Origin of the sequence: Azoarcus sp. KH32C, assembly GCF_000349945.1 — a bacterium.
Classification (GTDB): Bacteria; Pseudomonadota; Gammaproteobacteria; order Burkholderiales; family Rhodocyclaceae; genus Aromatoleum.
In genome coordinates, this window is record NC_020516.1 from 3,873,530 (window position 1) to 3,890,908 (window position 17,379).

The 17,379-nt window shown below is 68.2% G+C and carries 14 protein-coding genes; 4 read left to right on the plus strand and 10 right to left on the minus strand.

Features of this window, described 5'->3' with window-relative positions:
- Nucleotide 1 precedes the first annotated feature (1 nt).
- Genes AZKH_RS17295 through purN form a run of 4 tightly spaced genes read right to left on the minus strand, consistent with a single transcriptional unit; the run spans nt 2 to nt 3,736 of the window.
- Entirely contained in the window at nt 2-589 is a 588-nt protein-coding gene (locus AZKH_RS17295) for a phospholipase D family protein (RefSeq protein WP_015437083.1), read from the minus strand.
- Nucleotides 582-1,865 (minus strand): RsmB/NOP family class I SAM-dependent RNA methyltransferase, encoded by a 1,284-nt coding sequence (locus AZKH_RS17300; protein ID WP_015437084.1) that lies wholly within the window; start codon nt 1,863-1,865, stop codon nt 582-584. The genes AZKH_RS17295 and AZKH_RS17300 overlap by 8 nt, the downstream gene beginning before the upstream one ends.
- 6 nt (nt 1,866-1,871) lie before the next feature.
- Nucleotides 1,872-3,035 (minus strand): DUF3108 domain-containing protein, encoded by a 1,164-nt coding sequence (locus AZKH_RS17305; protein ID WP_015437085.1) that lies wholly within the window; start codon nt 3,033-3,035, stop codon nt 1,872-1,874.
- Between the two features lie 20 nt (nt 3,036-3,055).
- A complete protein-coding gene (gene purN, locus AZKH_RS17310) occupies nt 3,056-3,736 on the minus strand; it encodes a phosphoribosylglycinamide formyltransferase (RefSeq protein ID WP_015437086.1) in 681 nt (226 codons plus the stop codon).
- A 173-nt stretch (nt 3,737-3,909) separates the two neighbouring features.
- Between purN and mutL the strand changes: the two genes are divergently transcribed.
- The 3 genes from mutL (at nt 3,910) to AZKH_RS17325 (ending at nt 8,781) form a co-directional block, all read left to right on the plus strand.
- Nucleotides 3,910-5,826 carry a DNA mismatch repair endonuclease MutL gene (mutL, locus tag AZKH_RS17315; protein ID WP_015437087.1) on the plus strand — a complete coding sequence of 639 codons (1,917 nt, stop codon included), beginning with the start codon at nt 3,910-3,912 and terminating at the stop codon, nt 5,824-5,826.
- Between the two features lie 97 nt (nt 5,827-5,923).
- A complete protein-coding gene (locus tag AZKH_RS17320) occupies nt 5,924-7,897 on the plus strand; it encodes a DNA topoisomerase IV subunit B (RefSeq protein ID WP_015437088.1) in 1,974 nt (657 codons plus the stop codon).
- A 92-nt stretch (nt 7,898-7,989) separates the two neighbouring features.
- Nucleotides 7,990-8,781 (plus strand): TIGR01458 family HAD-type hydrolase, encoded by a 792-nt coding sequence (locus AZKH_RS17325; RefSeq protein ID WP_015437089.1) that lies wholly within the window; start codon nt 7,990-7,992, stop codon nt 8,779-8,781.
- Between the two features lie 6 nt (nt 8,782-8,787).
- On the opposite strand, the gene AZKH_RS17330 is transcribed toward AZKH_RS17325, so the two are convergent.
- From AZKH_RS17330 to AZKH_RS17355, 6 genes are all read right to left on the minus strand, one after another.
- Nucleotides 8,788-9,558, minus strand: coding sequence for a LamB/YcsF family protein (locus AZKH_RS17330; protein ID WP_015437090.1), 771 nt, complete (start codon nt 9,556-9,558; stop codon nt 8,788-8,790).
- Entirely contained in the window at nt 9,551-10,636 is a 1,086-nt protein-coding gene (locus tag AZKH_RS17335) for a biotin-dependent carboxyltransferase family protein (RefSeq protein WP_015437091.1), read from the minus strand. Before AZKH_RS17335 ends, AZKH_RS17330 begins: the two co-directional genes overlap by 8 nt.
- Complete coding sequence (pxpB, locus tag AZKH_RS17340) at nt 10,633-11,400, minus strand: 5-oxoprolinase subunit PxpB (protein ID WP_015437092.1); 768 nt, start codon at nt 11,398-11,400, stop codon at nt 10,633-10,635. The genes AZKH_RS17335 and pxpB overlap by 4 nt, the downstream gene beginning before the upstream one ends.
- A 116-nt stretch (nt 11,401-11,516) precedes the next feature.
- A complete protein-coding gene (locus AZKH_RS17345) occupies nt 11,517-12,749 on the minus strand; it encodes an MFS transporter (RefSeq protein WP_015437093.1) in 1,233 nt (410 codons plus the stop codon).
- A gap of 75 nt (nt 12,750-12,824) precedes the next feature.
- On the minus strand, nt 12,825-13,643 hold the full coding sequence (locus AZKH_RS17350; protein WP_015437094.1) for a putative hydro-lyase: 819 nt from the start codon (nt 13,641-13,643) through the stop codon (nt 12,825-12,827).
- Nucleotides 13,644-13,743: 100 nt separating this feature from the next.
- Nucleotides 13,744-14,700: a LysR family transcriptional regulator gene (locus AZKH_RS17355; RefSeq protein ID WP_015437095.1), complete on the minus strand. Its 957-nt coding sequence runs from the start codon at nt 14,698-14,700 to the stop codon at nt 13,744-13,746.
- Nucleotides 14,701-15,021: 321 nt separating this feature from the next.
- Here AZKH_RS17355 and parC point away from each other — a divergent pair, with 321 nt between their 5' ends.
- On the plus strand, nt 15,022-17,373 hold the full coding sequence (gene parC / locus AZKH_RS17360; protein ID WP_015437096.1) for a DNA topoisomerase IV subunit A: 2,352 nt from the start codon (nt 15,022-15,024) through the stop codon (nt 17,371-17,373).
- The last annotated feature ends 6 nt before the right edge of the window (nt 17,374-17,379 follow it).

The following is a 17,379-nucleotide window of genomic DNA, read 5'->3' on the forward strand; positions in this document are numbered from 1 at the left end:
ACTAGTCGTTCCAGTAATCGGCGACAACCGGCGAGGCGTCCTCGCGATGGCGTTGCCAATTTTCCAGATAGGCCTGCACGAGCGGACAGTTGTCGCGCAGGACGATGAGATTCTCTGCGTTGCGGGTGCTCGCGGCACGGGTGAAATTGAAAGAGCCGGTTGCGAGCGTGCAGACAGGTCCGTCCGCATCCGCGATCAGCACCTTGTTGTGCGCGGCGGCATAGCGGGTCTCGAACGCCACTGGAATGCCGGCGGCGACGAGGTCCGGCAACACGTTGCCCGTGCCGCGCCGGTTCATGCGCTCGTCGGCGAGCACCCGCACGCGAACGCCGCGACGGTGGGCGGCGATCAGTGCAGCCGCGATCGGCCGGCTGGTGAAGGAGTAGGCCTGCACCTCGATGCTGGATTTCGCCTGCCCGATCACGCGGACGAGCAGCGCCTCGGGCTGGCCGGCGGGCGCGAAGGCGACTTCGACAGTGCCTTCGGCGGGCAGCAGCTGGTTCGCTTCCGCGGGACGCAGCGCACAGAGCATCGCGAGCCCGAGCGACGCGCCGAGCAGCGCGCGCCGCGTGCGTCCGGCCTTACGCATCGGTCGCGACACGCTCCATCGCGGCGGCGAAGAAGCCGTCGGTATCGTGGGTGCGAGGCGACAGGCGCAGCCGTTCGCCGGTGTCGAGCGCGATGCCCTGCTTCGCGAGCACATCGGCGGCGTTGAGCAGCCGGAATTCGGGGTGTGCGGCGAGGAAGGCGTCGACGACGCCGTCGTTCTCTTCCGCCAGCAGGCTGCAGGTCGCATACACGAGCCGGCCGCCCGGCTTCACGAGCCGCGCGGCCGATTCGAGGATCGCGCCCTGCTTGGCGACCATCTCGGCGACCGATTCGGGCGTTTGGCGCCACTTGAGATCGGGATTGCGGCGCAGCGTGCCGAGGCCGCTGCAGGGTGCGTCGACCAACACGCGGTCGGCCTTGCCGACCATGCGCTTGACCTTGGCGTCGCGCTCGTGCGCGATCAGCACCGGGTGCACGTTCGACAGGCCCGCGCGGGCGAGCCGCGGCTTAAGCTTGGCGAGCCGCTTCTCGGCGACGTCGAAGGCATAGAGCCGGCCGGTCGAGCGCATCAGGGCGCCGAGCTGGAGCGTCTTGCCGCCCGCGCCGGCGCAGAAGTCGATCACGAGTTCCCCGCGCTTCGGCTGCACGAGGTAGCCCAGCAGCTGACTGCCCTCGTCCTGCACTTCGAAGGAGCCGTCGAGGAAGAGCGGATGCTTTTGCAGCGCGGGCTTGCCGGCGAGGCGGATGCCTTGCGGCGAATACGGGCAGGGTTTGGCGTCGATGCCGTTGTGCTTGAAGGCATCGAGCACGGCGTCGCGGTCGGTCTTCAGAACGTTCACGCGCAGGTCGAGCGGCGCCGGGCGGTTGAGACTGTGCGCGAGCTCGATCAGCGCGGCCTCGTCGTGGGTCGCCGCGAGGCGCTCGGCGAGCCAGTCGGGCAGGTCGGCGCGTTCGGCGATCGAGCCTTCGTCGAGCTCCTTGCCCTTGATACCGGAGATCCAGTCGCGCTCAGTGGCGGAGGCGAGCCCTTCGAAGTGGCGCATCGGCCAGCCTTCGCCGCGAGCGAGCCAGGCGAGCACGAGTTCGCGCGGACGGGCCTTGTCGCCGACGAGCCGGCGCAGCCAGCGCAGGCGGCGGACGATGCCGTAGACGGTTTCGGCGATGAATCCGCGGTCGCGGTGGCCGATCTCGCGGTGCTCGCGGAAGTGGTGCGACAGGACGGCGTCGGCGGGGTATTCGAAGGTGAGGACAGCCCCCAGGACTTGGGCGGCATGGATCAGCAGGCTGCGCGATGCAGCCTCTTCGTGTTTCGACATTGTTATTCAGTTTCCGAAGGGTGGACGGGCGGGAGGATGGTCTTCCGCCCTCAGTTCAATCATGTTTTGCTCGTCCGACAAACCGGCGGCGCCGTCGCCTTCCGCGGCGCTGCCCGGCGGCGACAGGCGCAGCTCGATGGCCTGCTGGTCGAGGATTTCTCCCTTTTCGTCGACGATGCGGATACGCACCGGCAGCATGCCGTAGCTGTTGGCGAGCCAGATGTCGATCCTGAGCCGGCCGTCGCGAGCGGCGGCGCGCACGCGCAGGGTGTCGAGCCGTCCAATGGGCAGCGCCTGCACTTCGGCGCCTACGACGGTTACCGCTGCCGGGGTCGCTTCGCGCCCGCTGACGACGGTGAGTTCGGTGACGTCCCGACCGGCGCCGACGATGCCGATCTGGTGCCACAGGCTCAGCAGGTCCTGGTCGCCGCGCTGGATCGGCGCCGTGCGGTCGGAACGCCCGCGGCCGCGGTGGAGGCTGACTTGGCCGGCGCTCCAGTCGAAGGTCGCGCTCGACGGGTCCTTCGAGGTCTGCTCGACAGAGAAGGTCTCCGGGCGCAGGCCTTCCGGACCGACGAACCCTTCGCTGCGCTGGGCGTAGTGGAAGGTGCGGAAGATGCCGACCATGCCGGTCGTCTGGAGGGCCACCGACATGGTGTAGCGCTTGTCGTCGTGCGCCCACTCGTGGCGCGCCTCGCCAACCACGAAGCCGCCTTCGCCCATCGAGGTGCGGAAGCGGATGCTGCCGTGGCGCGGCCAGCCGGCAATGCTGACGCCCTTGATCTCCTGGGCGCCCCCGGTTGCGGCCGCGGCGGCGGTCGCGTCCTGCGATGCCGCCGGGGCGGCCTCCTCGGCCGTCGCGATCACGTCGGCGGGCGCAGCCGGCGGGGGTGGCGTTTGCTCCGGCGCCGCGTTCGCGGGCTCGCCCGGTGCGTCGGCCATCGCGATCACCGCCGCGGGGGCAGCGTCGGCGGCCGGCGCGGGCTTCGGACGGGGTTTAGGCCGTCGCGCCGCGACTGGTGCGGGCGGCGGGGCGACGGGTACCGCTACCGCGGCAACGGGCTCGGGCAGCGGCGCGAGGCTCGCGTGCAGCACCGGTGGGTCTTTGGGCTCGCTCGTCGCGAACGGCTCCCACCCAGGCACGCCGAGCACGAGTCCGTGCAGGAGCAACGAGGCTCCTGTTGCGAGAATCAGTGTTGTGGACTGCCGCATGCCCCGACTCCGGGAGTGCAATCGAGCGCCGGCACGATCCAGCCGGCTTCGGCCAGCGGCTCGTCGCGCACGATCACGCGGCCTTCGGGCGTGATCGTCAGCCGGTCTTCGACGAACCAGCGCACGGCCTGCGGATAGATGCGGTGTTCGAGCTTCAGCACGCGCGCGGACAGGCTGTCTTCATCGTCGCCCGACAGCACGGGGACCGCCGCCTGGATGACGACCGGACCGCAATCGAGGGCCGGAGTGACGAAGTGCACCGTCGCACCGTGGATCCGCACCCCGGCTTCGAGCGCACGCTGGTGCGTATGCAGACCGGGGAAGGACGGCAGCAGCGAGGGGTGGATGTTGAGCAGCCGTCCTTCGTAGTGGCGCACGAAGCCATCAGTCAGCACGCGCATGAAGCCGGCGAGCACGACGAGATCCGGCTCATGCGCATCGATCGCGGCGGCAAGCGCGGAGTCGAAGGCTTCACGCGACGGGAAGGCCTTGTGATCGACGACCTCGGTCGCGATGCCGTGGGCCGTGGCGAATTCGAGACCCTTGGCATCGGCCCGATTGCTGATGACTGCGCTGATGCGTGCGCCGGCGGGCTGGTCCCGCACAATGGCTTCCATGTTGCTGCCGCGGCCGGAAATGAGAATGACGATGGACTTCATTGACAGGGTCTTGGGGGTTTGGTTCCGGCGCGACAGGGCACGCGCGGGTCGGAGAGGCACTTTTCCAGCGCGCATGATACCGGAAGCGGAGCATTATTCCCCACCCCGCTGGGCAACCGGACCGCCCCGACTCCGTATAATTGAACGTTGCACTCTGCCGCAGCCCCACGCCCATGCCGTCGATCCACCTGCTGTCCGACCTCCTGATCAACCAGATCGCCGCCGGCGAGGTCGTCGAACGCCCGGCGTCGGTGCTCAAGGAGGTGCTTGAGAACGCGGTCGATGCGGGTTCGCGCGCGATCGACGTGCAGCTCGAACAGGGCGGCGTGCGGCGCATCCGCGTGGCCGATGACGGCTGCGGCATCGCGAAGGACGAGCTCGCGCTCGCGCTCGAACGTCACGCGACGAGCAAGATCGCGAACCTCGACGACCTGGAGCGCGTCGGGACGATGGGTTTCCGGGGCGAGGCCTTGGCGGCGATCGCGGCCGTGGCGCGCACGACGCTCACTAGCCGCGCCGATGGCAGCACGCATGCGTGGCGCATCGACGGGACGGAGCGCAGCGTGGCACCCGCGGCGCTGAACGCGGGCACCGTCGTCGACGTCGCGGATCTCTATTACAACACCCCGGCGCGGCGGAAATTCCTGAAGTCCGAAGCGACCGAGTACGCGCACTGCGACGAGATGTTCCGCCGCGTTGCGCTCGCCCGCCCTGACATCGGCCTGCAGCTCGCGCACAACGGCCGCGTCGTGCATCGGCTGCCGCCGGGCGACCACGGCCGCCGCGTGGCGGCGCTGATGGGCGATGACTTCCTGACGCAGGCGCGCGCGATCGACGCCGATGCGGGGCAGTTGCGCCTTTCCGGTTTCGCGTCGCTGCCGGCGTATTCGCGCGCGAGCCGCGACGCGCAGTATTTCTTCGTGAACGGTCGCTTCGTGCGCGACAAGCTGCTGACGCACGCGGTGCGCCAAGCCTACGCCGACATCCTGCACGGCGCGCGGCACCCGGCCTACGTGCTCTTCCTCGAGCTCGATCCGGCAGGGGTCGATGTCAACGTCCATCCGGCGAAAATCGAGGTGCGCTTCCGCGAGGCGCGGGCGATCCACCAGTTCGTGTTCCACGCGCTGTCGCGGACCCTGGCCGAATCGGGGGCGGCTCTCGCGGGCCGTGCCGCGGCGACGATGGATCCGCAGACGGCAGCGCCGGTCGTGGCGGAGGCATCGGGCGGCGATGCCGTACGCGAACAGGCGGTGACCGGCACGGCGCCACGTCCGCAGAGCTTCGGCGGCTATCGCGACGCACCGCCGGTGCAGGGCCGGCTCGCGATGGAGTCCGCGAGCCGCAGCTACTTCGACTTCGTCGGCGGCGCGCGCGAATCCGCGGGCAGCGCCGCCGCTCCCGTCGCCGACGCCGGCTTCCGGCCGACGGCCTTCGCCCCCACCGCCAGCCGCCCGCCAAGCACGGCGGTCGCAGCGGTCGCGAACCCGCTGCCCCAGCCCGACGACGACTCCGCACCGCTCGGCTACGCGCTCGGACAGCTCCACGGCATCTACATCCTCGCGCAGAACGCGAAGGGCCTCGTGCTCGTCGATATGCACGCGGCGCACGAGCGCATCCTCTACGAGAAGTTGAAGACGGTGCTCGACGGCCGGCCGTCGGTGCAGCGCCTGCTGATCCCGGCGCTCTTCTCGGTCAGCGCGAAAGACATGGCGGCCGCCGAGGAATGCAGCGAGGTGCTCGCCGGCATGGGCTTCGAGGTCGCGCCGGCCGGACCGCAGGAACTCGCCGTGCGCAGCGTGCCGGCACTGCTTGCGAACGCGCCGGTCGGCGAGCTGATGCGCAAGCTCCTCGAGGAACTGCGCGAATTTCCCGCGTCGGAAGTCGTCACGGCGCGGCGCAACGAGCTGCTGGCGACGATGGCCTGCCACGGCGCGGTGCGCGCGCATCGCAGCCTGACGATTCCGGAGATGAACGCGCTCTTGCGCGACATGGAAGCGACCGAGCGCGCCGACCAGTGCAACCATGGCCGGCCGACCTGGACCCAGCTCACGCTGGCCGAGCTCGACCGGTTCTTCATGCGCGGGCAGTAACGCCCTTACTTACTATCCCGGAGTGCCAGTTTCGCCCCCAGCGGGTATCCTTGCACGCCTCCCGGCCTCCGCCGGACCGCAACACAGCGCAGATACCATGACAGGCAAGCAATACGACGAATCGTCCTTCCGCGTCCTCAAGGGACTCGAACCGGTCCGCGAACGGCCCGGGATGTACACCCGCACCGACTCGCCGGCGCACATCATCCAGGAAGTCATCGACAACTCGGCTGACGAGGCCTTGGGCGGCTTCGCGAAGAAGATCCACGTGACGCTGCACCTCGACGGCTCGGTGAGCGTCGCCGACGACGGGCGCGGCATTCCGGTCGGCCTGCATCCCGAGGAAGGCGTGCCGGTGGTCGTGCTGGCCTACACGCGGCTTCACGCCGGCGGCAAGTTCGACAAGCGCGAGGGCAATGGCGCCTACGCCTTCTCGGGCGGCCTGCATGGCGTCGGCGTGGCGGTGACGAACGCGCTGTCGACGCGCGTCGAAGTCGAAGTGAAGCGCGAGGGCAAGATCCATCGCATCGACTTCAGTGATGGCGGGGAGAGCATCGGCGCGATTTCGGTCGTCGGCGACTGCGGCCGTCAGACCGGCACGCGCGTGCGCGTGTGGCCGGACGGCAAGTACTTCGAGAACCCGCGCGTGCCGCAGAACGAGGTCGAGCGCCTGTTGCGTTCGAAGGCGGTGTTGTTGTCGGGCGTGTCGGTGCGGCTCGACATCGAGCAGGCGAACGGGCCGGCGCTGACGAAGAGCTGGTCCTACCCGGACGGCCTGGCCGGGTATCTCCGCGAACAGGCGGGCGACGTCGAGGCGGTTGCGCCGCTCTATACGTCGGAGAAATACGCCGACAAGGACGACTCGACTTTTGCGCCGGGCGAAGGCGCGGCCTGGGTGATCGGCTGGTTCGAGCATTCGGTGCCGTCCGAGTCCTTCGTGAACCTGATCCCGACGGTCGCCGGGGGCACGCATGAAAGCGGGCTGCGCGCGGGCGTGTTCGATGCGGTGAAGAGCTTCATCGAGCATCATGCGCTGTTGCCGCGCGGCGTGAAGCTGCAGCAGGAGGACGTCGCGGGACGCATGAGCTTCGTGCTGTCGGCGCGCCTGCTGGACCCGCAGTTCCAGGGCCAGGTGAAGGAGAAGCTCAACTCGCGCGAGGCGGTGAAGCTCGTCTCGTCGATGATGCGCGACCCCTTCGAGATCTGGCTCAACAACCACGTCGAGGCCGGCAAGGCGATCGCGGAGCTGTCGATCAAGCAGGCGCTCGCGCGCCAGAAGAGCGCGCAGAAGGTCGAGAAGAAGAAGACCTCGGGCGTGGCGGTGCTGCCGGGCAAGCTTTCCGATTGTGAATCGGAGGACATCTCCGAGAACGAACTCTTCCTCGTCGAGGGCGATTCTGCGGGCGGCTCGGCGAAGATGGCGCGCAACAAGGAAACGCAGGCAATCCTGCCGCTACGCGGCAAGGTGCAGAACGCGTGGGAGATCGACCCCGACCGCCTGCTCGCGAACGCCGAAATCCACGACATCGCGGTCGCGCTGGGCGTCGATGCGCACGCCGCAGGCAGTACGCCCGACCTTTCGGGCCTGCGCTACGGCAAGATCATCATCATGTCCGACGCGGATGTCGATGGTTCGCACATCCAGACACTGCTGCTGACCCTCTTCTTCCGCCACTTCCCGGAACTCATCACGCGCGGCCATATCTACGTCGCTCAGCCGCCGCTGTATCGTGTGGACGTCCCGGCGCAGGGCAAGAAACGCCCCGCGCGACGCCTCTACGCGCTCGACGACGGCGAACTCGCGGCGATCCGCGACCGCGTCGAGAAGGAAGGCTTCAAGCCGGAGTCGATCGAGGTCGGCCGCTTCAAGGGCCTCGGCGAGATGAACCCCGACCAGCTGCGCGAGACGACGATGGACCCGGCGACGCGGCGCGTGCTGCCGGTGAAGGTGCGCGCCGAGGCCCTCGATGACACGCTGCGCATGTTCACGCTGCTGATGGGCAAGGGTGAAGCATCGGGCCGGCGCGCGTGGATGGAGGAAAAGGGCGACACGGTCGAGGCGGACGTCTGATCGCGACGGCGCGCCGCTCTCGGTTTTGCTGCTTTGCACCAATCTTGCTGCTATAACGGAAGCGATTCGCCACTCACGCCCAGGAGCCGGCCATGCCCGCCCCTTCCGGACCACCGCTCACCCGACGCCCCAAGGCCTTGCTGATCGATCTGGCCGGGGTGTTGCACATCGGCGATCACCCCGTCGTCGGCGCGGTGGCGGCCCTCGCCCGGGTGCGCGACGCCGGGCTGCCGCTGCGCTTTCTGACCAACACGACGCGGACGCCGCGTCGCACGCTGGTCGCGCGCCTGCGCGAGATGGGTTTCACGATCGAGGCGGACGAGCTCCAGACCGCGCCGCATGCCGCGCAGCAGCTCGTCGCGCAGCGCGGGCTGCGTCCGATGTATCTGATCCATCCGGACCTCGCGGACGAGTTCGGACCGAGCGCGGAAAATCCGGACTCGGTTGTGATGGGCGACATGGGCCCTTTCCTCGATTACGCCAGTCTCAACGCTGCATTTCGCCTGTTGATGGACGGGAAACCCTTCATCGCGATGGCGAAGAATCGCTACTTTATGGAGCGGGACGGCCTGTCGCTCGACATGGGCGCTTTCGTGGTCGGGCTCGAGTTCAGCAGCGGCAAGCAGGCCGAGATCGTCGGCAAGCCGGCATCGGCCTTCTTCCATATGGCGCTTGCGGAAATTGGCGTCGTCCCGGCTGATGCCGCCGTGATCGGCGACGACCTTCATGACGATGTCGGCGCAGCCCAGAATGCCGGCATCCCGGGGGTGCTTGTACGCACCGGCAAGTTCCGCGAGGGCGACGACCACCATCCGGACATACGGCCCAGCCTCACAGCCGACGACTTCGCCGACGCCGTCGAGCGCGTGCTTGCGCTGCCCTGAGCGCGATCAGCCGAGTTCGGGAATCGCGACGAGCTCGTAACCGGCCCGCATCAGCCCTTCGCGCAAGGCCCGCGCGGTTGCGACCGCCTCGGCGTCGTCGCCATGCACGCAGACGCTCTGCGCGCTCACCGGCAGGCGCTTGCCGTTGATCGAGATCAGCGCGCCCGCTTCGAGCATGTCGAGCACGTGACGGAGACAGGCCTCGGCACCGTGGATCATCGCGCCGGGCTGCGAGCGCGGCACGAGATTGCCGTCGTCCAGATAGGCGCGGTCGGCGAAGATCTCCTCGACCACCGTCAGGCCGGCTTCGCGCCCGGCGATGACAAGTTGCGATAGCGCCGGTGCGAGCAGGATCAGGTCGGGGTCGAGGCGATGAATCGCGCGGGCGACGGTTGCCGCGAGCTTCGCATCCGCGCAGGCCATGTTGTTCAATGCGCCGTGCGGCTTGACGTGCGTCACCGCCATCCCTTTGGCGCGGGCGATGCCGGCGAGCGCGCCGATCTGATAGATCAGCATCGCTTCGAGCTCCGTGGCCGGCACGTCCATGCAGCGGCGACCGAAGCCCTGCAGGTCCGGGAAGGCTGGATGTGCGCCGATGCTCACGCCGCAGCGCTTCGCGGTCGCGACGGTCTGCTGCATCACCAGCGGGTCGCCGGCGTGAAAGCCGCAGGCGACGTTAGCCGAATTGACGACCTCCAGCATCGCCGCGTCGTCGCCCATGCGCCAGGCGCCGAAACTTTCACCGAGATCGGCGTTGAGATTGATGCGCTTACCCATGCTGTGCTCCGAAGGGATGGGAAAGGTCGACGCCGTGCAGGCTCCACTCATCGCCGCGCACGACGCCGCAGATCAGGTTGGCCCCGTACAACGCCGCCTCGTCGATGACGCCGGGCGGACGGAAGGTCTGGATCGCGCCGGCCCAGTCGGCCAGACGCTGCACCTGTTCGCGCAGGGCCTTCGCCGCATCGGCGTGGCTGACGGCGACAAAACGCAGCTCGTCGCCCGGCCGCAGGTGCGCGAGGCGCGGCAGGTCGGCACGGATCACGGTCGCGATCTTGGGATACCCGCCCGAGGTCTGACAATCGGCCATCAGCACGATCGGCTGACCGTTCGCCGGGACCTGGATCGTGCCTGGCGCGACGCCGTCCGAGACGATCTCGGCGCCCTTTTCATTGTGCGCGAGTTTTTCGCCGTCGAGACGCAGCCCCATGCGGTCCATGTCGCGCGTGACGCTGTAAGGCCGGGTCAGGAAGCTCGCCACCGCCTGCGGCGTGAAGTGATCCTCCTGCGGGCCGAGGATCACGCGGATCGGCCCGGTCTCGTGGTGCCAGGGCGCGCGGCCGCGGGATTCGAGCCAGGGATCGCCGCGCACCGCTTCGCACTGCAGGCGGTCGCCGACCTTCGGTGCCCTGCCCTGCACCCCACCGATCGCCGCGCGCAGATAGGTCGACCGGCTGCCGAGCTGCGCGGGCACCTGCACGCCGCCGGTGAGCGCGACATAGCCGACGCCGTGCGACACGCCGCCGATGCGCAGGATGTCGCCGGGGAACAGCGTCGCCGTCTGCCACGGCGCGACCTTCAGCACCTGGCCACGCGTATTCACAAGCTGCGCCCCCATCTCGCCAGCGAGCCCGACGCGCACCGTGCCGGACAACGCCTTCAGCGACGGTCCGCTCAAGCCGACTTCGAGCACCGCCGCCTCCGCCGGATTGCCGACCAGCGCATTGGCTGCCGCCATCAGCACCGGATCGAGCGCGCCCGACACCGGCACACCGATGTTGCGATAGCCCGTGCGGCCGCGGTCCTGGATGCTAACGGCGAGACCGCTATCGACCACTTCGACGACGCCGCTCATGCCGCCTCTCCTTCCTTCAGCAGCGAGGACAGATCGAAGCGGCCCGCCGCACATTCCTTGTCGAGCACATCGTAGGTCGCCGCGTCGATCGCCTCCCACACCACCTCGTCGCCGGGGGCGAGCAAGGCCGGACGGCGCGCATTCGCGGGATCGAAAAGCCGCACCGGGGTGCGCCCCAGCAAGCGCCATCCGCCCGGGCTTTCCCACGGGTAGGCGGCGCACATGCGGCCGGCGATCGCGATCGAGCGCGACGGCACGACCTTGCGCGGCGTCGCGAGCCGCGGCATGTCGAGCGCCGCCGGCAGACCGCCGAGGTAGGGGAAGCCGGGCAGGAAACCGAGCATGTAGACCGTGAAGACCGTCTCGGTCATCAGTCGGACGACCTCGTCGCGCGGCATGCCTTTCGCCGCGGCGACCTCGTCGAGGTCCGGCGCGCAGGCAGCCTCGAAGCACACCGGGATGTGCCAGCGGCAACCGGCCGCCGACAGGCTGCCGCTCTTGCCGGCGAGTTCGGCGAGGAGATCGTGCAGCGCCATCGCGTCGGTGCGCAGCGGGTCGAAATGGACGGTCACCGAACGGAAGGTCGGCACCCATTCGACGACGCCTTCGAGGCGGCCGTCGCTCGACAGCGTATCGAGGAGGCTCGAGAAGCCGAGCACACGGCCGTGGATCGCCGGATCGATGCTGTCGCCGAACTCGACGGTCCAGGCGGCGTCGCCGACGCTCAGGAGGCGCGGCGGCGGAAATGAAATGTCAGTGCTCATGGCCGGATTATTCCGCTCGGAGGGGGCTGATGCCCAGAGGCTGGCTTTCGGATGGGCTCCCGCACGCGCCGCCAGCGGCGGCGCGAGAGCCCATTACGACCGAAGGGACGGTCTCGTCAGTTCTGCAGCGCGAGGTCGCGGCCCTGCGTCTCGGGCAGCGGCAGGCAGGCGACGATCACGAGCAGGTAGCCACCCGCCGCGAGCATGCCGATCACTTCGCCGAGCGGCATGCTGGTGCTCAGATAACCGACCAGCGCCGGGAAGGTCGCCCCCACCGCACGGCCGAAGTTGTAGCAGAAGCCCTGCCCCGAGCCGCGCAACTCGTTCGGGAACAGTTCGGCGAGGAAAGCCCCCATCCCCGAGAAGATGCCGGACAGGAAGAAGCCGAGCGGAAAACCGAGGAAGAGCATCATCTGGTCGGTGATCGGGATGTGCGTGTAGGCGTAGACCAATGTGCCGGCGCAGGTCGCGAACAGCATGAAGCAGCGGCGGCGACCGAGCTGGTCCGACAGCCAGGCGCTCGTCAGGTAGCCGATGAAGGAACCGAGGATCAGCACCAGGAGGTAGCCGCTCGTGCCCAGCACCGAAAGCTTGCGCTCGACTTTCAGGAAGGTCGGCAGCCAGGTCGTGACCGCGTAGTAGGCACCCATCATGCCGGTCGACAGCAGGCTCGCGAAGATCGTCGTCGGCAGCAGGCGCGGCGAGAAGATCTCGAGGAAGTTGCCGCCGCCTTCGGCCTTCACCTTCGCGCGGGCAACGTGGAAGACTTCCGGGTCATGAATGTTGCGGCGGATGTAGAAGATCAGGATCGCCGGCAGGATGCCCAGCCAGAACAGCACGCGCCACGCCTGCTCGGCCGGCAACATCGCATAGACCGCCCAGAACGCGATCGCGGCAACGCCCCAGCCGACCGCCCAGCTGCTCTGCACGAGACCGACCGCCTTGCCACGGTTCTTCGCCTCGATCATTTCGGCGATCAGCACCGCGCCAACCGACCATTCGCCACCGAAGCCGAAACCCTGCATCGCCCGCGTGAAGAAGAGCTGCCCGAAGGAATCCGTGAAACCGGAGAGGAAGGTGAAAGCGGTGAACCACATCACCGTCCATTGCAGCACGCGCACGCGGCCGTACTTGTCGGCGAGGATGCCGGCCGCCCAGCCGCCGATCGCCGAGGTGATCAGCGCGCCGGTCGCGATGTAGCCGGCCTCGACCTTGCTCATCGACCACGCCGCCATCAGCGTCGGGATCAAGAAGGTGTAAATCATGTAATCGAAGGCATCGACGCCGTAGCCGGCGAAAGCGGCGATCAGGGTCTTGCGTTCGTTCTTGCTCGTCTCACTAATCCACACGGTGGATCTCCTTTGCGGTGGTTCGACACACGCCGCCCCCGGTCTGTGCCGGGGTGCGACGAAAACAGGCTCTGTTCAGGAAAAAGCGAGTTGGTGATTCAAGAGATCGGTGATCAACATCGCGCCCGGGGCGTGCGTGATGCACAGCTCGGGCTTCGCTTCCATCACCGCGGCTTGCGGCGTCACGCCACAGGCCCAATAGACGGGGACTTCGCCCGGCAGGATCTCCACCGGATCGCCGAAGTCGGGCTTCGCGAGGTCCGCGATGCCGATCTCGGCCGGATCGCCGAAATGCACCGGCGCGCCATGCACGTTCGGCAGGCGCGACGTGACCTGGATCGCGCGGATCGCGTTCGCCGCCGTCATCGGCCGCATCGACACGACCAGCGGACCGTGGAACTTGCCGGCCGGGTTCGTCGGGATGTTCGTGCGGTACATCGCCACGTTGCGCCCCTGCGCGACGTGGCGCAGCGGGATGCCGGCATCAAGCAGCGCCTGCTCGAACGAGAACGAGCAGCCGATGACGAAAGTCACGAAGTCCGGCTGCCACAATTCGTCGATCGCGGTCGGCTCGGCAACCAGTTCGCCCTTGCGCCAGACGCGGTAACGCGGCACGTCGAAGCGGATGTCGACATCGGCGCCGAGTGTCGGCAGCAGCGGCGCGCCGGGCTCGGACACCGCCAGCAGCGGACAGGGTTTGGGATTGCGCTGGCAGAAGCGCAGGAAGTCGTCGGCATCCTGCGCCTGCAGGATCACGACATTGCCTTGTACATGGCCCGGCGCGAGCCCGCTGGTATGGGAGGACCACTGCCCGGCCCGGATCGCTTGGCGCGCTAGAACGCCACTCGTCAGTTGCTCAGCCGACGCAAGCGCGCCGTCTCGATTCCTTTCCACCGAATCCCCTCCTTATCCTTTGCCCGACGCTGTCATCGCGTCGTAACAAAAGTATCGGCGGCGCCCGGAAGCTAGACAAACGCAAAATTTCGTTGTGACATCATCGATTTTTTCGATGGGATGCGCGCTTTTTCGCGGGCTCGGCAGCGGCTTCCGACGCGACGACGCCGTCGACGGGGAAGCGCCGTACGAAGGCGATCGCCTCCTGCACCGCGGCTTCCAGTTGCGGCGCGCCGGGATAGGCCCAATAGGATGCGTGGATCGGCAGAGACGCCAGCCGCGCCTCCGTGTCGAGCACCGCGAGATCGGCGCCCCGCGCGAGACTCGGCACAGTTGCTCTTGGCAGCGTCGCGAAACCGAAGCCGCCTTCGACCATCCGCACGAGCGCCGAGATCGACGAGATCGTGTGGATGCGCCCGCTTTCGAGTCCGGCTCGACGGATCAACTCGACCAGTGCGACATGCGGCTGCGAGCCGCGCTGGAAGGTCAGCACGTCGCGGTCGAGGATTTCAGTCAGCGTCCAGCGCTCCGCACGCTCCGCGTCGGCACGACGGCCGACGAACACCATCTCCAGCGACGGCATCTCCTCGACGCGGATGCCCTCGCCCGCCGCGGGCATCGCCGCGAACGCCAGATCGAGGCTGCCACGGCGCAGATGCTCGACGATCACCGGGCTCATTTCGACGGTCAGCTCGAACTCGATATGCGGCTGAGTGCGACGCAGGTGCTCGACGAGCGGGATCAGCCAAGTATGCAGCACGGACTCGATGCCACCGATGCGCAGCGTCATCGCCTGCGGCTCGGGCGCGCCGAGTTCGTCCTTCATCTCGCGCTGGATGTCGAGCAGGCGCTCGGCGAAGACGAGGAAGCGGTTACCCGAATTCGTCAGCCGGAAGTGGCGCTCGCGGCGGTCGATCAGCGGCACGCCGAGCTCCTCCTCGAGGCTCGCGATGCGGCTCGACACCGCGGATTGCGTGAGGCACAGCTTGTCCGCGGCGCGGGTCACGCTCTTCAGGCGAGCGACCCACAGGAAGGCTTCGACGAAACGCAGGTTCATTGCAAGGGTCGGTGAGGTTGCGGAAAAGGCTGCCTGCGGAATGGATCAATACCAGGCCGATCGAATGCAACGCTCGGGTGCATCCCTCGACATTCTTGAACTTCCGGCCGAAACGCTGCCAGAATGCGCGCTTCCGTCGGCGGGCAGTTACAAAAACTGTAAGCCGATCAGGGCGCCGGCGCAATTCGCTGCGGATAAACTATCGCGGCCCGGGCAATGACGCCTGCGGGCCGAACCAGTCCGCCAACCGGTCGCCGATCCGGCGCGGACGCTCCCGGCGCGCACCATGCCACCCATCCAAGCTTTTCGATGCACCGCTCCATGACCACAGACACGCTGGACCTCTTCAACTCTGCGCCGCCGGCGCCTCCCGCCCCGCCCGCTGCGGGCGATGGCCACGACGCGCCTCCGCCCGACGACGGCACCCTCGCGCTCGACCGCTATGCCGAGCGCGCCTACCTCGCGTACGCGATGAGCGTCGTGAAGTCGCGCGCGCTGCCGCAGGTCGAGGACGGCATGAAGCCGGTGCAGCGGCGCATCCTCTTCGCGATGAACGAGATGCGCCTGTCGTCGACGTCGAAGCACGTGAAATCCGCGCGCGTCGTCGGCGACGTCATCGGCAAGTACCACCCGCACGGCGACTCCAGCGTCTATGACGCGATGGTCCGCGTCGCGCAGGACTTCTCGCTGCGCTACCCGCTCGTCGATGGCCAGGGCAACTTCGGCTCGCGCGACGGCGACTCCGCGGCGGCGATGCGTTACACCGAATGCCGCCTGACCCCGATCGCGGAACTGCTGCTCGCCGAGATCGACCGCGGCACCGTCGACTTCGTGCCGAACTACGACGGCGCCTTCGAAGAGCCGCAGCTGCTGCCCGCGCGCCTGCCGTTCGTGCTTCTCAACGGCGCATCGGGCATCGCGGTCGGCATGGCGACCGAAATCCCGCCGCACAACCTGCGCGAAGTGGCCGATGCCGCCTGCCACCTGATCCGCAACCCGGACGCCGGCCTCGACGACATCCTGCCGCTCCTGCCGGGCCCCGATTTCCCCGGCGGCGGCCAGCTGATCTCCTCGCCCGAAGCAATCCGCGACGCCTACACGGGCGGTCGTGGCAGCCTCAGGATGCGCGCGCGCTGGCACGTCGAGGAACTCGCCCGCGGCCAATGGCGCGTGATCGTCGATGAGCTGCCGCATGGCGTGTCCGCCGCGGGCGTGCTTGCCGAGATCGAAACCCTGACCAACCCGCAGCCGCGCGCCGGCAAGAAGGAAGTCAGCCAGGAACAGAAGAACCTCAAGCAGCTCGTACTGGGCGTCGTCGAGACCGTGCGCGACGAATCGAGCGACAAGGCGCCGGTGCGTATCGTGCTGGAGCCGCGCTCCTCGCGCCAGAGCCGCGACGAATTCATGGCGGTGCTGCTCGCGCATACCAGCCTCGAAACCTCGGTCTCGCTCAACATGACGATGATCGGCCGCGACGGCCGTCCGCAGCAGAAGAACCTCGTGCAGATCCTGCGCGAGTGGATCGACTTCCGCTACGTCACCGTCGACCGCCGCACGCGCCACCGCCTCGACGAAGTCGATCGCCGCCTCCACATCCTCGAAGGCCGCATGATCGCCTTCCTGCACATCGAGGAAGTGATCCGCGTGATCCGCGAGTCCGACGAACCGAAGCCCGCGCTGATCGCCGCCTTCGGCCTCACCGACATCCAGGCCGAGGACATCCTCGAGATCCGCCTGCGCCAGCTCGCACGCCTCGAAGGTTTCAAGATCGAGAAGGAACTCAACGAGCTCAAGGAAGAGCGCGACGGCCTGCAGCACATCCTCGACAGCCGCGCCGCGATGACGCGCCTGATCCTGAAGGAAATCACCGACGACGCGAAGAAGTACGGCGACGACCGCCGCACCGTGATCGAGACGGTCGCCGCCGCGGCGCCCGCCGAACTCGCTGTCGCCGACGAACCGGTCACCGTGATCGTGTCGAAGAACGGCTGGGTGCGTTCGCGCCAGGGCCACGGCATCGACGCCGCCGCAATCAGCTACAAGGCGGGCGACTTCGCCTTCGTCGTGATCGAGACGCGCACGACCTGGCCGCTCGTCGTCATCGACACCAACGGCCGCGCCTACACCGTGCGCGTGTCGGACCTGCCCGGCGGCCGCGGCGACGGCGCGCCGATCGCGACGCTGGTCGACTTCCAGGACGGCGGCAAGCTCGCGCAGGTGCTTACCGCCGAGCCCGAATCGACCTGGATGTTCGCGAACTCGGGCGGCTACGGTTTCATTTGCACGCTCGGCGACGCGACGAGCCGCCAGCGTGCGGGCAAGGCCTTCATGACGCTCGAAAAGGGCGAAAAGGTGCTCGTGCCAGCGCGGGTGATCGGCGACAAGATCGCCGCCGTGTCCGAGAACGGCCGCATCCTCGTCTTCATGCGCAGCGAGATGAAGGTTCAGGCGGGCGGGCGCGGCGTCATCGTAATGACGCTCGACGACGATGAGGCGCTCGTCGCGGTCGCCGTGCCGGCGGACGACGCGGTGCTGAAGGTCGAAGGCATCGGCCGCGGCAGCAAGCCCGCTACCGTCGAACTGAAGCCGGCGCAGCTTGCCGGCCTCGTCCACCGCCGCGCCCGCAAAGGCATGGCGCTGGCGATCAAGCTCAAGCCCTCGTCGCTGTCCTGAACGGCG